Origin of the sequence: Nocardia anocheti (assembly GCF_029675105.1) — a bacterium.
Taxonomy (GTDB): Bacteria; Actinomycetota; Actinomycetes; order Mycobacteriales; family Mycobacteriaceae; genus Nocardia.
On the sequence record NZ_JAQQFV010000005.1, the window covers coordinates 474,434 to 492,118 of the forward strand.

Annotated in this window: 16 protein-coding genes; 7 read left to right on the forward strand and 9 right to left on the reverse strand. The window is 70.7% G+C overall.

The window, feature by feature from the left end:
- Positions 1-48: 48 nt before the first annotated feature.
- Together QC180_RS16150 and QC180_RS16155 are read right to left on the reverse strand one after the other, a co-directional pair.
- Positions 49-621: a DUF4352 domain-containing protein gene (locus QC180_RS16150; RefSeq protein ID WP_278263549.1), complete on the reverse strand. Its 573-nt coding sequence runs from the start codon at positions 619-621 to the stop codon at positions 49-51.
- 140 nt (positions 622-761) lie between these two features.
- Complete coding sequence (locus tag QC180_RS16155; protein WP_278263550.1) at positions 762-1,181, reverse strand: winged helix-turn-helix transcriptional regulator; 420 nt, start codon at positions 1,179-1,181, stop codon at positions 762-764.
- Between the two features lie 86 nt (positions 1,182-1,267).
- On the opposite strand from QC180_RS16155, the gene QC180_RS16160 reads away from it, so the two are divergent.
- From QC180_RS16160 to QC180_RS16170, 3 genes are all read left to right on the forward strand, one after another.
- Positions 1,268-2,095: an NAD(P)H-binding protein gene (locus tag QC180_RS16160; RefSeq protein WP_278263551.1), complete on the forward strand. Its 828-nt coding sequence runs from the start codon at positions 1,268-1,270 to the stop codon at positions 2,093-2,095.
- 90 nt (positions 2,096-2,185) lie between these two features.
- Positions 2,186-2,566 carry a DUF1304 domain-containing protein gene (locus QC180_RS16165; RefSeq protein WP_278263552.1) on the forward strand — a complete coding sequence of 127 codons (381 nt, stop codon included), beginning with the start codon at positions 2,186-2,188 and terminating at the stop codon, positions 2,564-2,566.
- A gap of 39 nt (positions 2,567-2,605) precedes the next feature.
- The gene (locus QC180_RS16170) at positions 2,606-3,250 is read left to right on the forward strand and encodes a TetR/AcrR family transcriptional regulator (protein ID WP_278263553.1); all 645 of its coding nucleotides are present in this window, start codon (positions 2,606-2,608) and stop codon (positions 3,248-3,250) included.
- A gap of 1 nt (position 3,251) precedes the next feature.
- On the opposite strand, the gene QC180_RS16175 is transcribed toward QC180_RS16170, so the two are convergent.
- A complete protein-coding gene (locus QC180_RS16175; protein ID WP_278263554.1) occupies positions 3,252-4,598 on the reverse strand; it encodes a permease prefix domain 1-containing protein in 1,347 nt (448 codons plus the stop codon).
- On the reverse strand, positions 4,598-4,960 hold the full coding sequence (locus tag QC180_RS16180) for a PadR family transcriptional regulator (RefSeq protein WP_278263555.1): 363 nt from the start codon (positions 4,958-4,960) through the stop codon (positions 4,598-4,600). The genes QC180_RS16175 and QC180_RS16180 overlap by 1 nt, the downstream gene beginning before the upstream one ends.
- A gap of 200 nt (positions 4,961-5,160) precedes the next feature.
- On the opposite strand from QC180_RS16180, the gene QC180_RS16185 reads away from it, so the two are divergent.
- Complete coding sequence (locus tag QC180_RS16185) at positions 5,161-5,820, forward strand: LppP/LprE family lipoprotein (RefSeq protein ID WP_278263556.1); 660 nt, start codon at positions 5,161-5,163, stop codon at positions 5,818-5,820.
- Positions 5,821-5,823: 3 nt separating this feature from the next.
- Here the strand turns inward: QC180_RS16185 and QC180_RS16190 are convergent, their stop codons facing one another.
- Positions 5,824-6,942: a metallophosphoesterase gene (locus tag QC180_RS16190; protein WP_474646467.1), complete on the reverse strand. Its 1,119-nt coding sequence runs from the start codon at positions 6,940-6,942 to the stop codon at positions 5,824-5,826.
- A 289-nt stretch (positions 6,943-7,231) separates the two neighbouring features.
- Between QC180_RS16190 and QC180_RS16195 the strand changes: the two genes are divergently transcribed.
- The gene (locus tag QC180_RS16195) at positions 7,232-8,398 is read left to right on the forward strand and encodes an alpha/beta hydrolase (protein ID WP_278263558.1); all 1,167 of its coding nucleotides are present in this window, start codon (positions 7,232-7,234) and stop codon (positions 8,396-8,398) included.
- 148 nt (positions 8,399-8,546) lie between these two features.
- Here the strand turns inward: QC180_RS16195 and QC180_RS16200 are convergent, their stop codons facing one another.
- Genes QC180_RS16200 through QC180_RS16215 form a run of 3 tightly spaced genes read right to left on the reverse strand, consistent with a single transcriptional unit; the run spans position 8,547 to position 14,452 of the window.
- Positions 8,547-12,650, reverse strand: coding sequence for an arabinosyltransferase domain-containing protein (locus QC180_RS16200; RefSeq protein ID WP_474646458.1), 4,104 nt, complete (start codon positions 12,648-12,650; stop codon positions 8,547-8,549).
- Between the two features lie 21 nt (positions 12,651-12,671).
- Positions 12,672-13,580, reverse strand: a complete 909-nt coding sequence (locus QC180_RS16210; RefSeq protein WP_278263559.1) for a serine hydrolase — start codon at positions 13,578-13,580, stop codon at positions 12,672-12,674.
- Entirely contained in the window at positions 13,577-14,452 is an 876-nt protein-coding gene (locus QC180_RS16215; protein WP_278263560.1) for a LysR family transcriptional regulator, read from the reverse strand. The genes QC180_RS16210 and QC180_RS16215 overlap by 4 nt, the downstream gene beginning before the upstream one ends.
- A 201-nt stretch (positions 14,453-14,653) precedes the next feature.
- Here QC180_RS16215 and bla point away from each other — a divergent pair, with 201 nt between their 5' ends.
- A complete protein-coding gene (bla, locus tag QC180_RS16220) occupies positions 14,654-15,520 on the forward strand; it encodes a class A beta-lactamase (protein WP_278263680.1) in 867 nt (288 codons plus the stop codon).
- Positions 15,521-15,579: 59 nt separating this feature from the next.
- Here the strand turns inward: bla and QC180_RS16225 are convergent, their stop codons facing one another.
- Positions 15,580-16,485, reverse strand: a complete 906-nt coding sequence (locus tag QC180_RS16225) for an AraC family transcriptional regulator (protein WP_278263561.1) — start codon at positions 16,483-16,485, stop codon at positions 15,580-15,582.
- A gap of 97 nt (positions 16,486-16,582) precedes the next feature.
- Between QC180_RS16225 and QC180_RS16230 the strand changes: the two genes are divergently transcribed.
- The gene (locus tag QC180_RS16230; protein ID WP_278263562.1) at positions 16,583-17,599 is read left to right on the forward strand and encodes a saccharopine dehydrogenase NADP-binding domain-containing protein; all 1,017 of its coding nucleotides are present in this window, start codon (positions 16,583-16,585) and stop codon (positions 17,597-17,599) included.
- The last annotated feature ends 86 nt before the right edge of the window (positions 17,600-17,685 follow it).

Genomic DNA, 17,685 nt, shown 5'->3' on the forward strand with positions numbered 1-17,685 from the left:
CAGGGGACCATCGGGCTGAAACGGACTCCAGGTACTAAGACACAGTCGTCAGCGGAGGGCGATTTTCGAGCCGCCGGAGAACGCGGAGTCGTGCAGTTCGAGGGCGGCGGGGGTGGTTCCGGCGGGGACGTCGAAGACGACCACCACCTGAACCGAATTGCCGGGATTGATCTCGGAGGTCATCGCGGAGTCCTCGTTGACATTGATTCCGGCCATGGTGTCGTTCTCGAACTCCCGGCCCTGGTCATCGATCAGCTTCTGGTTGTTCGCCCAGTAGGACTGCGCCTTGTTGCCGATGTTGGTGACCGTGAACTCGAATTTTCCGTCCCGCACCGTCGAACCCGCTGCCGCGACGTCGTTTTCGGGTTCCGGAGCGGAAGCGCCCGGAGCGGCGGGTGCCGCGGGTGCCGCAGTGGTGAACGTCGCCGCGACCTTGTCCTCGCTGTCGCTACCCGCCACCAGCGCGAGGCAGCCGCCGAATCCGCACAGCACGAATACCCCGACGATCGTCAAGATGATGACATTCGAGTTGCTCTTGCGCGGCGGAGGCGGCGGATAGCCGGGCCGCGGGCCGTACGGCGGCTGGGGATTCGAGGGCGGCGGGTACGGCGGTGTCGTCAAGTGTTGTTCCTTCGCTAGGTCTGCGCGGTTCCACGCGGAAGGATCATCTCCGGTGATCGTGGAAGTGTTACGCATGTCACGAAGTTGCGAGGTTTATCCGCCGGGCCTCCGAATCCACTGGTAGTGGGTGGGTCTGGTCGTCAGTGGATGTCGTGGCCGGGGTGTTGGGTGTCGTAGGTGTGGCGGGATTCGGCGATGGTGTCGCGGTGGGCGAGGGACCAGGCGGCGAGGGCTTCGACGAGGTGGGTGAGGCTGGCGCCGGTGGGGGTGAGGCGGTAGTCGACCTGGGCGGGGACGGTGGGGTAGACGGTGCGGGTGAGCAGGCCGTCACGTTCGAGGCGGCGCAGGGTGAGGGTGAGCATGCGCTGGGAGATGCCGTGGATGCCGCGCTGGAGTTCGCGGAAGCGGCGGGGGCCGCGGGCCATTTCGACGATGACCAGGACCGACCACTTGTCGCCGACACGGTCGAGGACGTCGCGGATGCCGCAGTCGGGGTGTTCGGGCAGGCCGCACGGGTCCAGGTCGGCGGGGTGGGTTACTGCGGTGTGCGTGGGTGACATGAGAGTGCCTTCTTGTGGGCGGACGACGGGCGGACGACCATTCACTGTAGTTACCGAAGAGAACCACACGGGGAGAAGGCAATTCGATGATCATGGTCACGGGCGCGCACGGTCAGCTCGGTTCGGGTGTTCTCGCGCGCTTGCGGGCGGACGGTGTCCCCGCGGTCGGCGGGAGCCGCACGGCCGCCACGGATATCCGGCCGCTCGACTTCGACGACCCGGAAACCCTCGACCTGCGCGACATCTCGACGCTGGTGCTGATCTCGGCCGGTTACGCCGAGGACGATCAGGTGATCAGGCGGCATCGCGCGGTGATCGACGCGGCGGTGCGCGACGGGGTCGGGCACGTCGTCTACACCAGCCTGGCCGGTGTGGGCGACCACCTCGCTTTCGCCCTGGCCCATCGCGCCACCGAACGCCTGCTCACGGACAGCGGCCTGCCCTGGACCGTGCTGCGCAACGGTCTGTACGCGGAGCTGTTCGGTTCGTCGCTGCGGTGGGCGGACGCGGACACCGTCGAATCGGCGTTCGGAACGGGCGCCCTCGCGGCGGTGGCCCGGGCCGACCTCGCCGAGGCCGCGGCTGTCGTCGCCACGGCACCTGCCGCCCACGCGGGCCGGATCTACGAGCTCGTCGGCACCCCGATCACCGCCGACGCGGTGGCCGGAGAGCTGGGCGTCCGACACCGTGACATCGATCTGGCCACCCTCCGCGCCGGGGCGCTCGCCACCGACGGCCTCCTACCGTTCCAGCCGCCGATGATCGCGTCCATCGCCACGGCCGTCCGCCACGGATTCCTCGCCACGCCCGGCCACGATCTGGAAGCACTGCTCGGCCGTCCGATCACCGACCCGCTGCCCGTCGCCGCCGAGACGGCCGCGCTCCTGCGTCCACCGGTGCCCGCGGTGCGGTGACCTGCCGGGCTCGTCTTGGGCCGTGCGCGACCCGTCATCGGCGATACTCGAGCGACTCGGGCGTGAAGCCCATCGGACGAGAGGCGTGCGATGACGGTTGTGGCGTTGATTTTTCTCGGCATCGCCGTGCTGTTGCACGGCTACATCTTCGTGATGGAGTCCCTGCAGTGGACCAGTCCGCGTACCAGGGCGACCTTCGGGATCACCGCCGAGCAGGCCGAGGCCACCCGGGAGATGGCGTTCAATCAGGGCTTCTACAACCTGTTCCTGGCGGTGGTCGCGGCCGTCGGCATGGGCTTCACCGTCTTCGGTGACACCGGGATCGGTCTGGCGCTGGTGCTGGCGGGAGCGGGGTCGATGGTGGCGGCGGGGGTGGTGCTGCTGGTGTCCTCGCCGGACAAGGCGCGCGCCGCCCTGATCCAGCTGGTCCCCCCGCTGATCGGCTGCCTCGCCCTGGTGATCGCGCACTGACCCGCTGTTAGGATCCGGCAGTCAGAATCCGACGAGCAGGTGAGCGAGGCCGTGGGCGCCGAGGACGCAGGGGACGGGCAGGGCGGCAGGCCCGCGCCGAAGAGCTCGCGTGGTCTGCGGACCAGGGCCGCGCTGGTCACCGCGGCGCGTGAGGTCTTCGAGCGCGACGGTTTCCTCGATGCCAGGACCAGCGATATCGCCAAGGCCGCCGGGGTCGCGTCGGGCTCGTTCTACACCTACTTCGACGGCAAGGACGAGATCTTCGCCGAGGTGGTCCGGCAGCTGCGTGAGGAGATGTTGCATCCGCACGTGCGTGAGCGCACCGGGGTGGATGATCCGCGCGAACTCATCGCCGCGGCCAATACCGAATACCTGCGGTCCTATCGTCGCCACGCGCGGCTGATGGCGGTGCTCGAGCAGGTCTCGCAGGTGGACGAGACCTTCCGCGCGCTGCGCTACGAGCGCGGGTCGGCGCTGATCGAGCGCAACGCGGCGATGATCCGGGACCTGCAGCGGCTCGGGCGCGTCGACGCCGAACTGGATGCCAGGGCGACGGCGCTGTCGCTGTCGGCGATGGTCAGCCGGACCGCGTATCTGGTGTTCGTCGGCGGTGAGCAGGTGCCGTTCGACACGCTGGTGGAGACGTTGAACCGGTTGTGGTTCAACGCCCTCCGCCTCACCTGACTCACACGAACGCGAACAGCGGCGGCACCGCGCAGACGACCGCTGCCGCCCAGATCCCGTACACCGGAAGGTAATCGGTCTGCCAGCGTTCGAGATCGGCGAAACCGCGCCGCCCCCGGACGAAACCGATGCCCAGCCGCACCGACCACACCAGGTTCACCAGCAGCACCACATTCATGCCGAGGGCCACCACTTTGTTGGGCGTCGAGCCGAATTCGGCGATCCGCGACAGCATGGCCGCCAGCATCACCACGTCCACGGCCAGCGCGCTGATCACCAGCACCAGCTGGACGCGGTCGAAGAGGCCGGGCGGGGTGAGCGGGTCGCGGGCCGAGATCGAGTAGAGCAGCAGACCCAGGACCAGGACGAGGATCAGGTCCATCAGGATCAGCAGGTCGCGGTCGACATCGATCACGTCGCGGGTGGTCGCGAACGCCACCAGCAGGGCCACCAGCATGACGATGGTCAGCGGGGTGAACACCCTGGTCAGCACGGGCGCGATGTTCTCCACCACGCTCTGCTTGGCCTCCACCAGCCAGGCCGCCACGACCATGGCGCCCGCCACGCCGAACGGCAGCACCCAGTTCTGGAAGATCGGCTCCACGTCGAGGTCGAGGGTGCTGAAAGCGCCCGCGGTCAGCCCCATCAGGACGCCGCCGCCGAGGGCGAGCAGGCTCAGATAGACCACCCATTCGCCGGTGAACCGGATGAAGTCCATCCGGCGCCGTGCGCAGCGCCAGTCGCCGCCGACATAGGCGAGGCCGACGGCGAACCACAGGGCGATCGGGGTGTGGATGGCGGCGATGATCTCGGTCGCGCCGTCCTCCTCGAACGGGTACAGGTTCACTACCAGCGCCGCGAGCAGGAACGGAACCACCAGCAGCGCGGTGACTTTCGCGCTCACCTGACGCTTCCACGCGAAATACCCCGCGAGGAACGGTAGGACGAGCAGGCTGACGTTCAGTCCGAGGTAGGGGCCGTCGAGGAAGGTGACGCCCGCCTTCAGCGCCAGCGCGGCGCCGACGGCGAGGCCGAGGACCACCGTCAGCTCCCGGTTGCTCTGGCGCTCATCGTCTTCGGTGGTGTCGGGCAGCAGGACGAGCTGTTTCCAGAGTCGCTCGGAGTGCTCGCGGGCGAACTCCCGCGAGATCGCGTCGACGGCGCCCATCCGTTTCACCGCGACCAGGAAGGCTTCATCGTCGGCCAAGCCCGCCTCGCGCAGGGTCGAGATGCGTTCGCGCAGATGGTCTTCCATCTCGTCGACATCGGCGACCGAGATCGCGCGGTGGCGCTGGACATAGCCGCGCCACTGGTCGATGTGGGCCTGCAGCTGTGCGTCGGTGCTCATCACGCCCATCCCTTCGCGGTCGTCGGCGGGCGCGTGGCGTCGCGCCAGACCTGTTCGAGTGCCTCGGCGACCACCTGCCACTGCGCCTGTCGTTCGGCGAGCGCGGCGCGGCCCGCCTCGGTGATCAGGTAGTGCTTGCGGCGGCGGCCGCTGTCGGCGGTGCGCCAGGCCGAGGACACGTAGCCGAGTCGCTCGAGGCGGTGCAGCAGGGGATAGAGCATGCCGTCGGTCCACTGCATCCGGCCGTGCGAGAGCGTGGTGACCTGCTCGAGGATGGCGTAACCGTAGGACTCGCCGTCGGCCAGAATGCCCAGCACGAGGGGGGTGGCCGAGGCCGCCACCAGGTCTTTGTCGATGCGCATCGGGCTCCTATACCTAGAACTGCTAGGTCATAACCTAACAGATCTAGGTATGGATTCCCGGGGGGTGCGGATTTCGCACCCTAGGGTGATAATTCGGCCGGATCGCCTAACGGGTCCTCGGAGGGTCCCGATGTTGCCTTCGTACGCGCAATCGCGCACTGGGGACTCGGAATCGAGGAAACATGAACAAGGCAGTTCGGATGAGTGCGCTGGTCGCGATCGCCGCGGGGTTGGTCGCGGGCTGCACCGACAGTGACGGGGTGGTGACCCTGCCGTCGACCTCCCGCGCGACGACCTCCGCGCCCGCCCCGTCCGGTGACGCGGCTGCGACCACGGCCCCCGGCGTGACACCCGCGCCCGACGGCGACCCCGCGGTGACGCCCGCGCCCGGCGGTGGCGCGCCCGCGGTCACACCCGCGCCGGGCGGGTCCGAGGTGCCCGCCGACGACATCGGCGGGCCCGGCCGCTGCATCGATCCGGCCTCGACCGGCGTGCGGGACGCGGTCGCCGGACTCGGTGGCGGCTGGGTCGCCACGCAGGCCGCTACCGATGTGCCGGGGGACTGCGGTCAACTGCTCTGGGTCCGCGCGGTGGGCGGCAACTCGGCGGGCGCGCCGATCCACATCCTGTTCTTCCACGACGGAACCTACTTGGGCACGGCCACTTCCGAGCCGTACGCGTTCACGTCGGTGAGCGGGTCGAACGGCAACGCGGTGAGCGTCGACTACAAGTGGCTGGTGGCCGACGAACCGTTCGCGGCGCCGCAGGGCGGTCCGGCCACCATCACCTACACCTGGACCGGGTCCGGTGTGGTGATGAGCGACCCGCTACCGCCGGAGGTCACCCAGCCGCACCGCTGAGTGTCAGGCCGCGGTCCGGTCCGGGTGCAGCACCAGCACGGTGATCTCGCTGGGCGCGAAGACCCGCAGTTGCGGACCCCAGAAGCCGGTGCCGCGGCTGGTGTAGAGCTGGGTGTGGTTCGCGTGCCTGCTCAGCCCGGCCACGACCGGCTGATCGAGGCGGACCAGATAGTGGAACGGCCAGATCTGCCCGCCGTGGGTGTGTCCGGAGATCTGCAGCGCGACCCCCGCCGCCGCGCTGTCGGTGATCTGCTTGGGCTGATGGGCCAGCAGCACCACGGGCAGTTCCGGATCGGCACCGGCCAGCGCGGCGGGCAGATCGGGGCCGTGACCGGGCAGGCCGACGCCGGTCGGGTCGTCGATACCGGCGATCACCAGGCGCGCGCCGTGGTGGGCCAGGGTGCGGTGTTCGTTGTGCAGGGGCTGCCAGCCGAGACCGGCCATGTGGTCGATCCAGCCCTGCGCGTCGCCGAAGTACTCGTGGTTGCCGGTGATGTAGAAGCGGCCCAGCGGGGCGTCGACCTTGGCCAGCGGATCGACCTGGGCGCGGCGCTTCTCGACCGAGCCGTCGGCCAGGTCACCCGCGTGGCAGGCGATATCCGGGCGCTGCGCGTTGACCACCTCGACCACCCGTTCCGACCAGCCGCGCCGGTCCAGCGCGGCGAAGTGGGTGTCGGTGACGACCACGACGCGCAGGCCGTCCAGCTGCTCGTCCAGGCCACGCAGGGCGACGTCGACCGTGCGCACCCGCGGCACCCGCCGCGCCTCGTACACGCCCCACGCGATCAGTGCCGCCGAGATCGTCAGCACCCCGGTCGCCACGATGCGCGCGGCGAGCGCTCCGTCGACCCCGGCGATCGCCAGCGCGCCCCGCGCGAGCAGGCCGAACACCGACCACGCCAACACCACCCACAGCACGCCGAGCAGGGTGTCGCCCACGATCACCGCGGGGTCGGACTGCGCGGGCCCGTGGCCGAGGAACATCCCGGCGGGCAGGGCGAGGAACCCGAGCACGGCCAGCGCGGTGCCGGTCCAGAACAGGGGACCGGTGCCGCCGGTGGGCGCGGCGACCAGGGTCCACCACGGCAGTGCGAACAGCACCGCCGGGACCAGCAGGAACATCAACAGGCGTACGGCGAGCTTCACGGAGGTCCGTCCTTGGCAGGGCCGCCGGGGGCGCGGCCACGATCGACCATCCAGCGTAGCGTCCGCCGACGCGGGGCCGGTCGGCGAGAACGCGCAGGCAGCGCAGGTGGCGCGAAGCGGATTGCCCCGCATCGCAATTCGATGTGCCCCCGGCTTCGGGGGCGCGCTATGCTGCCCGGCAGGATCCGTGGCGCAGGTCGTGCGCGTACGGCGGGTCGCGTGGGGAAGCGGCGAGGCCGCGTGAACGAAAGGTCTGATCAGCATCATGCGTGGCGTAATTCGGGGAGGCGCGCAGGAGCGCCGGGACAGATCGGGCCTGGTCCGGCGGACTCTGGTCGGGGCGACGGTGGCCGCGCTGCTGCCGTGGGGCCTGGTGGCCGCGCCCGCCTCGGCCGACGCCGATCCCTCGGCGATCGACTTCCCGGTCGACTCGTCGATGGGCACCATCAACACCCGCATCATCCGCGCCGCCGACGGCAACACCGACCGGGTGGTCTACCTGCTCGACGGCGAACGCGCCGAGAACGACCTCAACGGCTGGGAGAAGCACACCTCCATCCCGGCGCAGATGGCCAAGTTCAACATCAATGTGGTGATGCCGGTCGGTGGCCAGTCCAGCTTCTACGCTGACTGGGACCAGCCGAGCAGCTTCAACGGCGTCAACCCCGACGGATCGATGCTGCCCAGTGCCGACTCCGGTTCGGCCATCGGCGGCTGGGAGGACACCCAGGGCAAGACCAACACCTATCGGTGGGAGACCTTCATCACCGAGACCCTGCCCGACGCGCTGAAGTCGCGGCTGGGTTTCAGCGACACCCGCAACGGCGTGGTCGGGCTGTCCAGCGGTGGCAGTGCCGCGCTGCTGATGGCGGCCTACCACCCCGAGCAGTTCACCTACGCCGGATCGCTGTCGGGCTACCTGCACATGTCGATGCCGGGTATGCGCGAGGCGCTGGCCGGGGCGATGATCGCCAGCGGCGGCTACAACATCGAGTCGATGGCGCCCGCCGGGAGCGAGAAGTGGAAGCGGATGGACCCCTACGGGTTCGCCGAGAAGCTCATCGCCAACAACACCCGCCTCTACATCTCGGCCGGTAGCGCCAAGCCCGCCGACCAGGACCTGTCCTCGATCGACGCGATCACCCAGGGCATGCCGCTCGAGGCCATCGCGCTGGCCAATACGCGGTCGTTCGAAAAGCGGCTCACGGCACTGGAATACACCAATGTCAGCTACGACTTCCCCGACATCGGTATCCACAACTGGGGTACCTGGGAGCAGGTCGCGATCCGGTTGATGCCGGACATGGCGCGCAATATCGGCAAGCCGCTGCCCGCGGGCGCCCCGCCCGCCGGTGGGGAGCCGCCGGTGGGTGCGCCGCCCGGGGGTGGACCCGAGGGTGGTCAGCCGCCTGCGGGTGAGCCGCCGAAGTAGTTTCTCGGACAACGAAACCGCCGCTCCGATTCGGGGCGGCGGTTTTCGCTTTCCTCGGGCTGGGCGGAACTTCTGCGGTTGGTGCGGAAGCCTCTACGTGCGGTGCGGAAGCCGCCGTCGACTCGCGGTGGCGGCCTCCGTCGTCCGGTCAGCTGGTTCGTATAGGACCGGGAGTCGTCCAGCCCCAGCGGGTTTCGGTGTGGACATCGATGTCCGCCGGGGGTGCGGCGACGTAGCGGGTGAGGCGTTGGAGTTCGCCCCAGTCGCGGGTCCAGTCCTCGGCGAGGTAGGCCGGGATGGTGGCTGATCGCGTGAGCATGCCGGTCCAGCCGAGGGGGCCGCCGCCGGTGTCGCCCTGCCAGGTCTCCGAGACCTGGGCATTGAGCTTGTCCGGCAGGATGCGCCAGATCGGGAGTTCGGCGACGCCGTCGCGGTGGTCGAACGGGCGCTGGCACGGGAAGGCCAGTCCCACATGCCAATCCGCGAGGACCGGGTCTTTGTCGCCGACCATGGTGTTGAGCGTCGCGAGCTTGGGCAGGCGTGGTGGGGTGAGGGCCAGCCAGCGCATCGGATCGGGCTCGCCTGATTCCGTCACGAGCCGAACCGCCGTGGTGCCCTGCGGAATCCGATCCAGGTCGATCGGTAGGTTCCGCCAGCCCGGAGCTCCGCCCACCGACGGCGGCGCGAGATCGCCCAGCGCGGTGACGGTGCCGTCCTCGGCCCGACTCGCGAACTCGACCCGAAGCTTCTGCCCCGGCATGGGCGCACCATCCGGCCCCGCCCCCTCGATGTGCCCGGCGACGGTGAGAATCAGGACCCGGTAGGCGGGATCGCGCTGTGCGGCAGCGAGATCCAGGCGGTACCACTGGGTGGTCAGCTTCGTCTGCTGCGGTGCGCCGGTCGAATAGCTGCCCAGGACCGGGGTGCGTTCCGGCGCGAGCCCGAACGGGAGTGCGACGGTGCTGCTGTTGACACCGGTCACGGCCGGACCTCCGGCGCCAGGCGCGGGTCCGGTACCGCCCGGGGGCGCGCCGCTTCCGCCTGGCGGCGCACCGGCTGGGCCGCCCGGAGCCGTGCTGCCGGGAGCGCCCTGTGCCGCGCCGCCACTTCCGCCGGGGCCGTTCGGGGCAGAACCGGTGGGGCCGCCTGGTGTGTTTCCGGCGGGGGCGGGGCCGGAACCCGAAGGGGGTGCGGAGGATTGGCCGGGGCCGGGGTCGGGCATGAGGCTGCCGACTCCGTTGGGGGTGAAGCCGGTGTTCTCGGCGGTGAGGCCGTCGGCGATGGTGCCGGTGTAGGGGGTGAGGAGGGAGTCGGCGGTGTTGGTTTCGACCAGGACGTCGTCGGCCATGGCGCACCGGTCGCCGGTGAGGGTGCGCAGGTTCGACAGGCCGACCGAGTAGGCGGGAAATTGCGAGATCATCGCGGTGGCGAGGGACCCCACTTCGAACAGCACCATCGCCGCTGCGGCGAGAGTGAGGGCGGTGATCGTCGGTGGCCGGGAGGACAGTGCGCGGCCAGGGGTGTCGCGACGGTCTCCCGACCCCGACCCCGAGCTCGTGGTGGCCGTCGACGTGGGGGCAGCAGTGTCTGTGCTCGCCGGATCGTCGGGTGGAGGCGGATCGGCGAGCGCGGACGGGGTGCGCGCGACGTGCTCGGGGGTGCGGTAGTACTGCCAGAGGGCGTAGGCGGCTGCCGCGCCGGAGGCGATGAGGAAGAGGGAGGACACCGCGACGCCCGCGAGAGTGGGAGCGCGGTCGGGCCAGGGGACGCCGTAGCCGGAGACGTACCACCAGCCGTTGGAGCCGGTGAAGGTCACCGCGAGCAGGAAGAGGATTCCGGCGGTGAAGAGGGTGCGGAGGTAGGGGGCTCGGATGATATTGCGGCTCAACGTGACAGCGGTGACCGCCGCGAGCGGCCCGGCCAGCCCGGCGTAGACGCCGAAGTGGTGGGTCCACTTGGTGGGGGTGAGCATCATCAGCAGCAGGGCCAGCACGATGACCGCGAGCAGTCGGCCGACGGGTCCGCGTGCGGTGCCGGGAATGCGCCCGCCGCGCCGGACGGCGACGAGGATGCCGACCACGAGACAGCCGAGCATGGCGAGGATGCCGAATCGGCGGGCCAGCGAACCATCTGGGTTGACCGACAGGAGCGAATCCCAGCGGGTCCGTTCCTCGAACCAGGCCATATCGGGTCCGACGAGTTGCCGTACGCGGGTGGCCTCCAGCACCGTCGCCAGCGTCTGATCGGCGAAGACGACCACGAGCACCAGCGTGCCCGCCGCCGCGATGGGCGCGAGCACCGCCGCATAGCGCAGGCGGGAACCGGAGCGGGCCCGGGCGATGATCGTGCGCAGGACCGGGCGTCCGCCGACCAGCAGCGCGCCCACGCAGATCAGGCCGGTGGGGCCTGCGGCGAGGGAGAAGGCGGCGATGAGGACGGCGATCGCGGCGGGGAGCAGGCGGCGGGTGGCGATGGCCCGCTCCATCGAGCACCAGGTGAGCAGGGCGCCGACGGCGATGAGCGGTTCGGGACGCAGACCGTTGTTGTAGGGCAGCCAGATCGTGAGGAAGACCAGGGCGGCGGTCCAGCGGGCCGTGCGGTTCGCGGCGATGCTGGAACCCAGGCGCGGCAGCACTTCTCGGCTGAGCAATAGCCAGCACACCAGTCCGGCCAACAGGGCGGGTAGCCGCATCCACAGACCCGCGTCGCTGATCCGGGTCATCCAGGCCAGCACCTCGTACGGCCAACCGAAGGGCGCCTCGGCGACCTGGAACCAGCGGTAGTAGTTGGCGGTGTACCCGGCCTCGCGCGCGGAGCGGGCCATGGTGAGGATGTAGCCGTCGTCGGAACTGTTGGCGCCGATCACATGCCAGAGCACCAGCGTGCCCGCCACCACCGCGTCGAGTCCGGTGCACCGCCACCACCGGGCGGGCAGCACCCGTCGGGAACGTCGTCCGTCGCGGAGGTCACCGCGATGCAGGCAGATCAGCGCGATCAGCGTGCACAGCAGGGCGCCGAGGATCGCCGCGAGTTTCGCCGCGCTCGGACTCGACGAGAACCGCGCGTCGATCTCCGCGTGCAGCCGGGCATCGCCCATCCGGCCACGATCCAATTCGGTGTAGACACCGACGATCTGCGGACGCACATCGCCCTCGACCACCGTCCGCATCGGCGACCCGTCGTCCTTGGTGAGCCCGACGATCTCGACGGTCGACCGCGTCGCCGTGGATGTCACGGTGAACGCCCCGCACCCCGCGGCCGCACCGGCATCGCCCGGAGCACCGGCGCCGGGCGTGCCGGAGGGCGGCGTGCTGGACGGCGCACCAGTCCCCGGTGCTGTCGACGGCTGACCCGCCGGTGGCGTTGTACCTGGACCGGTCGCCCCTGGCGCGGCGGGTGCACCCGGATTCGCGACGCTGGGCACCGCACCGGGACCACCACTCGGCCCACTACCGGGCGCAACCGGTGCGCCGGTGGGGCGAGCCCCGTTCGGAGTGCCCGCCGGGTCACCAGCTGTGGGCTGGCTGCCCGGGGGCAGGGAACCGGGGCTGAGCCCCGCGGGCAATCCGGCTGGGCCGCTGGGCGGTGCGGGTGCACCTGACGGGCCGCCGAGGGCGGGTGCACCTGACGGGCTACCGGGGGCGGGTGCACCTGACGGGCTACCGGGGGCGGGTGCACCTGACGGGCTACCGGGGACGGGCGCTCCTGACGGGCCACTGGGGGCGGGCGCACCTGATGGGCCACCCGGGCTGGGCGCACCTGACGGGTTACCGAGGGCGGGCGGTCCCGCAGGGGTGCTGGGTGGTGAGGCGGGCGCTGAGCCCGGTGGAGTCGTCGGTTGCCCTGCGGCCGAACCGGCTGTAGCGCTGATGATCTCGGTCATCGGCACGCTCAGCAGCAGGCGGTCGCGCAGGACCACCGCCAGGGTTCGGCCGGTGTCGGGGCGGTCTTCGATGCGGGCGACCAGGCCCTTCGATCCGGCGCGGGGCGCCTGGGGTGGGACGGTGGCCAGGACGGTGCCGCCGGTGAGGTCGCGCAGGGCGGTACAGGGGATGCTCGCGTCCAGGGACAGGGGGACGTAGTCCACCAGCGGGGCGCTGAGTTGTAGCGACTGGGGCTGGGGCCAGTTCAGGCTCGCGCGGTGTTGCTGGACCGGAAGCAGCGGGACGAGAACCGCCAGCAACACTCCGAGCACCCCCGCTGCGATGCCGATCACTTTCACACGGCCGGAGCCGGAAGAATCTGCATGCACGACTCCCGATGCTAGCGAGGCTCAGCGGGGACGGCGCAGTTCGGTGACCGCGATCCTGGCCGCCTCGCCGATGGCGGCGTCGACCACCGGCAGCATCGGATCGGCGCGGGCCGCGCGCGTGAACACCGCGACGGCCACCGGGATCTCGTCGGGGAACTCGACCACCGCCACCTCGTTGCGGATCACCCCGATGGTGCCGGTCTTGCCCGCCACCACGACCCCGCGATGCGGAAAACCGGCGGCGATGCGATGCGGCCAGACCTGCCTGCTCATCACCGACCGCACGAAAACCTTTCCCTCCGTGGACAACACCCGACCCGACCACAGGGCGTCGAGCAGGGTCGTCATCTGCGCCGGGGTGGTCGCGCTGGTGTAGGCGGGGTCGTAGGCCGAGACGGACCACGCCTCGTCGTTGTCGGCCAGCGCGGCGAAGGCGGCGGCGGTGCTGGGGGTGTCGGTGTCGCGTACCAGGTCGCGGTGCAGGTCGGCGGTGCCGCCGACGACGCGGGTGTCGGTGAGGCCGAGTTCGGTGACCAGCTCACCGATCGCCGCGAGCCCCACCTCGCCGAGCAGCACATCGGCGGCGGCGTTGTCGGAGACCGTCATCATGGAGGTCGCCAGATCGCGGCGGCTCAGGGTGACCGGATCGTGCAGCGCGGCGAGCCCGGTGGGGCCGGGTGTGCAGTCGGCGGGGTCCACGGTGAGGCGGGCGGTGGGGTCGAGAAGGCCGTCGTCCACCTGGCGGCAGAACGCGACCAGGAGCAGCAGTTTGTAGACCGAGGCGGTGACGACGCGGTCCCGCCCGTCGACGCAGACCTCGGCCGACGAGCCGTCGCAGCGCCGGGCATGTAACCAGCCGCTGCATCCGGCGTCCGCGAAGACGGCGCGAATCCGTTGGACGACAGCGGAATCCGTATCAGTGCGATTCACCGCAACCGCTCCCGGTACAGCACCCGGTCGACGGCCTCGGCGTGCGTCGCGGCATCGGCGCGGCGGATCACCCGGACGCGCAACGCCACCGACTGGGCCGCCAACGTCAGCCAGGCGACGCCGGGCGTCGGTGTGGGTGGCGTGGCGATCACGCCGAAACTCGTGCCCGCGGCCACCGCCGCCAGCACCGACCGGTCGTCGGGTGCGGCGAGAACCGGGGTGTCCAGCCCCCGTTCGCGCAGCAGATCGACGACGGCGTCGAAGGCCGGGGGATTGGCCGACCGGGGTGGATGCGCGAAATGCAGTCCGGCGAGCATCGGGAACACCGGCCGCTCGGTGGTGGTGCTGCGATGGTCGGCGGGGACGACCAGCCAGCGCGGCAGCTTGACGACAGGCCCCGCCTCGACCCCGTCGACCAGCGCCGGATGCTCGACCACCGCCACATCGCACACCCCGGCCCGCACCTGCGCGATCAGATCGACCGTCGCGCCCAAGGTGGTCGACACGCTCGCCTCGGCACCGCGCAGCGCCGTGACGCAGGCCGTGACGAGCCGCGCGGGCAGTGCCGTCGTGGACGCGAAGCGCACGGTGCCGCTGCGCCGGGCGAGGCGCTGGGACTCGGCCAGGAGACGGTCGGCGTCGTCGACGAGCAGCCGGGCGCGCGGGAGCAAGTGCCTGCCCGCCGGGGTGAGTCGCGCGCCCCGGCTGGTGCGGTGGATGAGTTCGACCTCGAGATGCTGTTCCAGCCTGCGCAAGCCCTGGGACAGCGGCGGCTGCGTCATGTCCAGGGCCGCGGCCGCCCGCCCGAAGTGGCCCTCGTCGGCGACCGCGACGAAGAACCGGAGATGGCGGAGCAGGTCCATGACCGCCATTGAACCAGCGCCCTGGCGGGGAATTCGGCGGATCGGGCGCCACGGATCACCCCGGTACGCGTCCGCACGCGGTGCCACCTGCGCCGATATCGAGGGCGACTCGCCCGCCCGGCGTGCCGGTATTGGCCTCGGCCCGAGGCCGGGTGGTCTGCTGCGGCCGTGACTTCCTTCCTCTCGCACCGCAGTCGGTGGTGCCTACACCTGGCCGCCGTCGCCCTGGCCGCGACCGTGACGGCCTGCTCGACCGAGCCCGCACCCGCCCCCGCGACCCCCACGACCACCTCCACCACCGAGGTATTCGCCGATCTCGAAGCGAAATACGATGCCCGCCTCGGACTCTCGGTGATCGACACCGCCGACGACCGCACCGTCTCCCATCGCGACCAGGAACGCTTCCCGATCGCCTCGACCTTCAAGGGCATCGCCTGCGGCGCGCTGCTCCAGGCGCATCCCCTGTCGACAGGCTATTTCGACCGCGTCATCCACTACACCGCCGCCGATCTCGTCGACTATTCACCCGAGACCCAACAGCACGTGGACACCGGCATGACCGTCGCCGACCTCTGTGCCGCCGCCATCACCCTCTCCGACAACACCGCGGGCAACCTGGTGCTCCGCGAGCTGGGCGGTCCCGCGGGCTTCACCGCCTTCGTCCGCACCCTCGGTGACACCGTCACCCGCCTGGACCGCTGGGAAACCGACCTCAATACCGCCATCCCCGGCGACGACCGCGACACCACCACCCCCGCCGCACTCGCGGCCGACTACCGCGCCCTGCTGCTCGGCCCCGCCCTGGCCGAACCCGAACGCGCGCAACTCACCACCTGGCTGCTGGCCAACACCACCGGTGCCGAACGCATCAGGGCGGGCCTGCCCGGCGACTGGAAAGTCGGCGACAAGACCGGCACCCCCGCCTACGGCTCGGCCCTCGATGTCGCCATCGCCTGGCCACCCGGGCGCGCCCCCCTGATCCTCGCGGTGCTGTCCACCAGGTCCGAGCAGGACGCCGAACCCTCCAACACCCTGATTGCCGAGGCGACGAGAAGCGCTCTGTCCCAACTCAACTGATGGTGGCCGCGCTGCCTCGTCGTACAACCGGCGGACCCGAGGCGGCCGTCCTCACCTGATCACACGCCCGCGCGCAGGACCTCGGTCGAGGCGCGGTAGCGGCCGGGGGCGGTGCCGTATTCGCGGGTGAAGGCCTTGCTGAAGGCGTATTCGGAGCTGTAGCCGGTGCGGCGCGCGATGGTCGACAGCGGGTGGTCGCTGGTGCGCAGCAACTGGGCGGCGGTGAGCATGCGCCAGCGGGTCAGGTAGCTCAGGGGTGGCTCGCCGAGCAGGGCGGTGAAGCGTTTGGCGAAGGCGGCGCGACTCAAACCCGCGCGGGCGCCGAGCGATTCGACGGTCCAGGGGTGGGCGGGATCGGCGTGGATGCCGCGCAGCGCGGGCGCGAGGTGCGGGTCGGTGAAGGCCGCCGTCCAGCGGGAGGCGTCGTTGTCGGTGAGCCAGGCGCGCAGGAGATAGAGCAGCAGCAGGTCGAGCAGGGGTGGGACGGCCGCGTCCGAGCCGGGATGCGGGTGGGTGAGTTCGTCGGCGAGCAGGTCGACCGCCGCGCGCAGCGACGGATGCGCGCCCAGGCGGGCCGGGATGTGGACCACCTCGGGCAGTTCGGTCAGCAGGGGATGGGTGCGGTCGGCGGCGAGGTCGTAGGAACCGCACAGCAGGGTGGCCGGTGCGCCGGGGCCGTCGACCGCGCGCTGGTCGTGGGGGCCCGCGATCTCGGTGACCGGGCTGTCGGGATGGTCGAGCAGGCCGTGGGCGAGGCCGCGGGGCATGAGGACCGCATCGCCGGTACCCAGGGCGATCGGCGCCGCGTCGGGCCGGGTGAGCCAGCACGAACCCCGCAGGACCACATGGAATCCCGCGCCCTCGACCTGCGGATAGTGCCGTCCCCACGGTGCGTGCCGGACGAACAGTCCCGAGGCGGGACTGCCGGTGCGCGCGGTGGCGAGGACATCGCTGAGCAGGTCCATATCCAGAACTGTACCTGTGAAGACGAATGGATATCTCTAGAAGACAATGGATGATTTTCTGTCTCCATCTGCGTGCATACGGTACGTACATCAGCCGATGAGCAAGGAGTGGGACATGAAGATCGCCGTCTACGGAGCCAGTGGACACGTCGGCCGGTTCGCGGTCGCCGAACTGCGCGAGCGAGGGATCGAGACCGTCGTCGTGGGACGTGACGCCCAGCGCATCAATGGATTCGGTGCGGAGTACCGGGTGGCCGCCGCCGATGACCTCCCCGCCCTGCGCACCGCGTTCACCGGCGTCGACGCCGTGATCAGCACCCTGCCCGACTACACCGGCACCGGTGCGCACGTGCTGCGCGCCGCGATCGAGGTGGGCGCGCACTATGCCGACGTCGCGGGCGAACAGCTCTACGTCGCCGAGGTCTTCGGGGAGCACAGCCAGCGGGCCGCCGCCGCGGGCGTCACCCTGGCCCCGGCGATGACCGAAGCGGGCGTGTTCGGTGACCTGCTGGCCCACCTCGGTGCCGAACGCCTCGGCGGAGCCGACGAGATCGTCCTGAGCCACGTCGCGAAGCCGGGCGGCGCGGGCTCGCGGGGGAGCATGCGCACAGTCCTGCGGAATCTCGACGTGTTCACCGGGGGTGGACTGTCCTGGATCGACGGGGAATTCCGCACCGGCGCCACCGCGCGCCGCGACACTTTCGCACTGCCCGGAGAATCAGAACCTGTTGCTGTCGTGAAATTCCCGCAACCGTCGGTGGTGACCATTCCCCGGCACGTCACCGCGGGCGCGGTGGAAGGTGTTCTGGCACGTTCGATTTTCGATGTGATCGGCACTGTCACCGAGGCGGACGTGGCCGCCGCCCCGGAGGTGCCGAGCGCACCCGCGCCGTATTCGATGATCGTCGACATCCGACACGGGCAACAGCGACTGCGCGGCATCGGCAGCGGTCCCGACGCGTATCGCAACAGCGCTCAGCTGGTCGTCGAGGCCGCGACCAGGATCGTCGCGGGGGCGGGCAAGCCGGGCGCGCAGGCCCCGGCGGAGCTGTTCGACCCCGTCGAATTCCTCGGCGCGGTGGCCGCCTTCGGGATGACCTGGTCACTGGAATGAGCCCGGCGGACGGCCCCGGTGCCAAGTGTGTGCGAACACATAGTGAACCGCGCTCGTCCGAGTGGCAGGCGGGGCGGGGGCTCGAT

What these genes read in the sequence shown, in the direction of transcription:
- QC180_RS16160 (WP_278263551.1), top strand. Translation starts at nt 1,268, where the DNA reads ATGATCATGGTCACGGGCGCGCACGGTCAGCTCGGTTCGGGTGTTCTC.
- QC180_RS16195 (WP_278263558.1), top strand. Translation starts at nt 7,232, where the DNA reads ATGCGTGGCGTAATTCGGGGAGGCGCGCAGGAGCGCCGGGACAGATCG.
- QC180_RS16230 (WP_278263562.1), top strand. Translation starts at nt 16,583, where the DNA reads ATGAGCAAGGAGTGGGACATGAAGATCGCCGTCTACGGAGCCAGTGGA.
- QC180_RS16225 (WP_278263561.1), bottom strand. Translation starts at nt 16,485, where the DNA reads ATGGACCTGCTCAGCGATGTCCTCGCCACCGCGCGCACCGGCAGTCCC.
- QC180_RS16175 (WP_278263554.1), bottom strand. Translation starts at nt 4,598, where the DNA reads ATGAGCACCGACGCACAGCTGCAGGCCCACATCGACCAGTGGCGCGGC.
- QC180_RS16190 (WP_474646467.1), bottom strand. Translation starts at nt 6,942, where the DNA reads ATGTTCCTGCTGGTCCCGGCGGTGCTGTTCGCACTGCCGTGGTGGACC.
- QC180_RS16215 (WP_278263560.1), bottom strand. Translation starts at nt 14,452, where the DNA reads ATGGCGGTCATGGACCTGCTCCGCCATCTCCGGTTCTTCGTCGCGGTC.
- QC180_RS16180 (WP_278263555.1), bottom strand. Translation starts at nt 4,960, where the DNA reads ATGCGCATCGACAAAGACCTGGTGGCGGCCTCGGCCACCCCCCTCGTG.
- QC180_RS16185 (WP_278263556.1), top strand. Translation starts at nt 5,161, where the DNA reads ATGAGTGCGCTGGTCGCGATCGCCGCGGGGTTGGTCGCGGGCTGCACC.
- QC180_RS16155 (WP_278263550.1), bottom strand. Translation starts at nt 1,181, where the DNA reads ATGTCACCCACGCACACCGCAGTAACCCACCCCGCCGACCTGGACCCG.
- QC180_RS16165 (WP_278263552.1), top strand. Translation starts at nt 2,186, where the DNA reads ATGACGGTTGTGGCGTTGATTTTTCTCGGCATCGCCGTGCTGTTGCAC.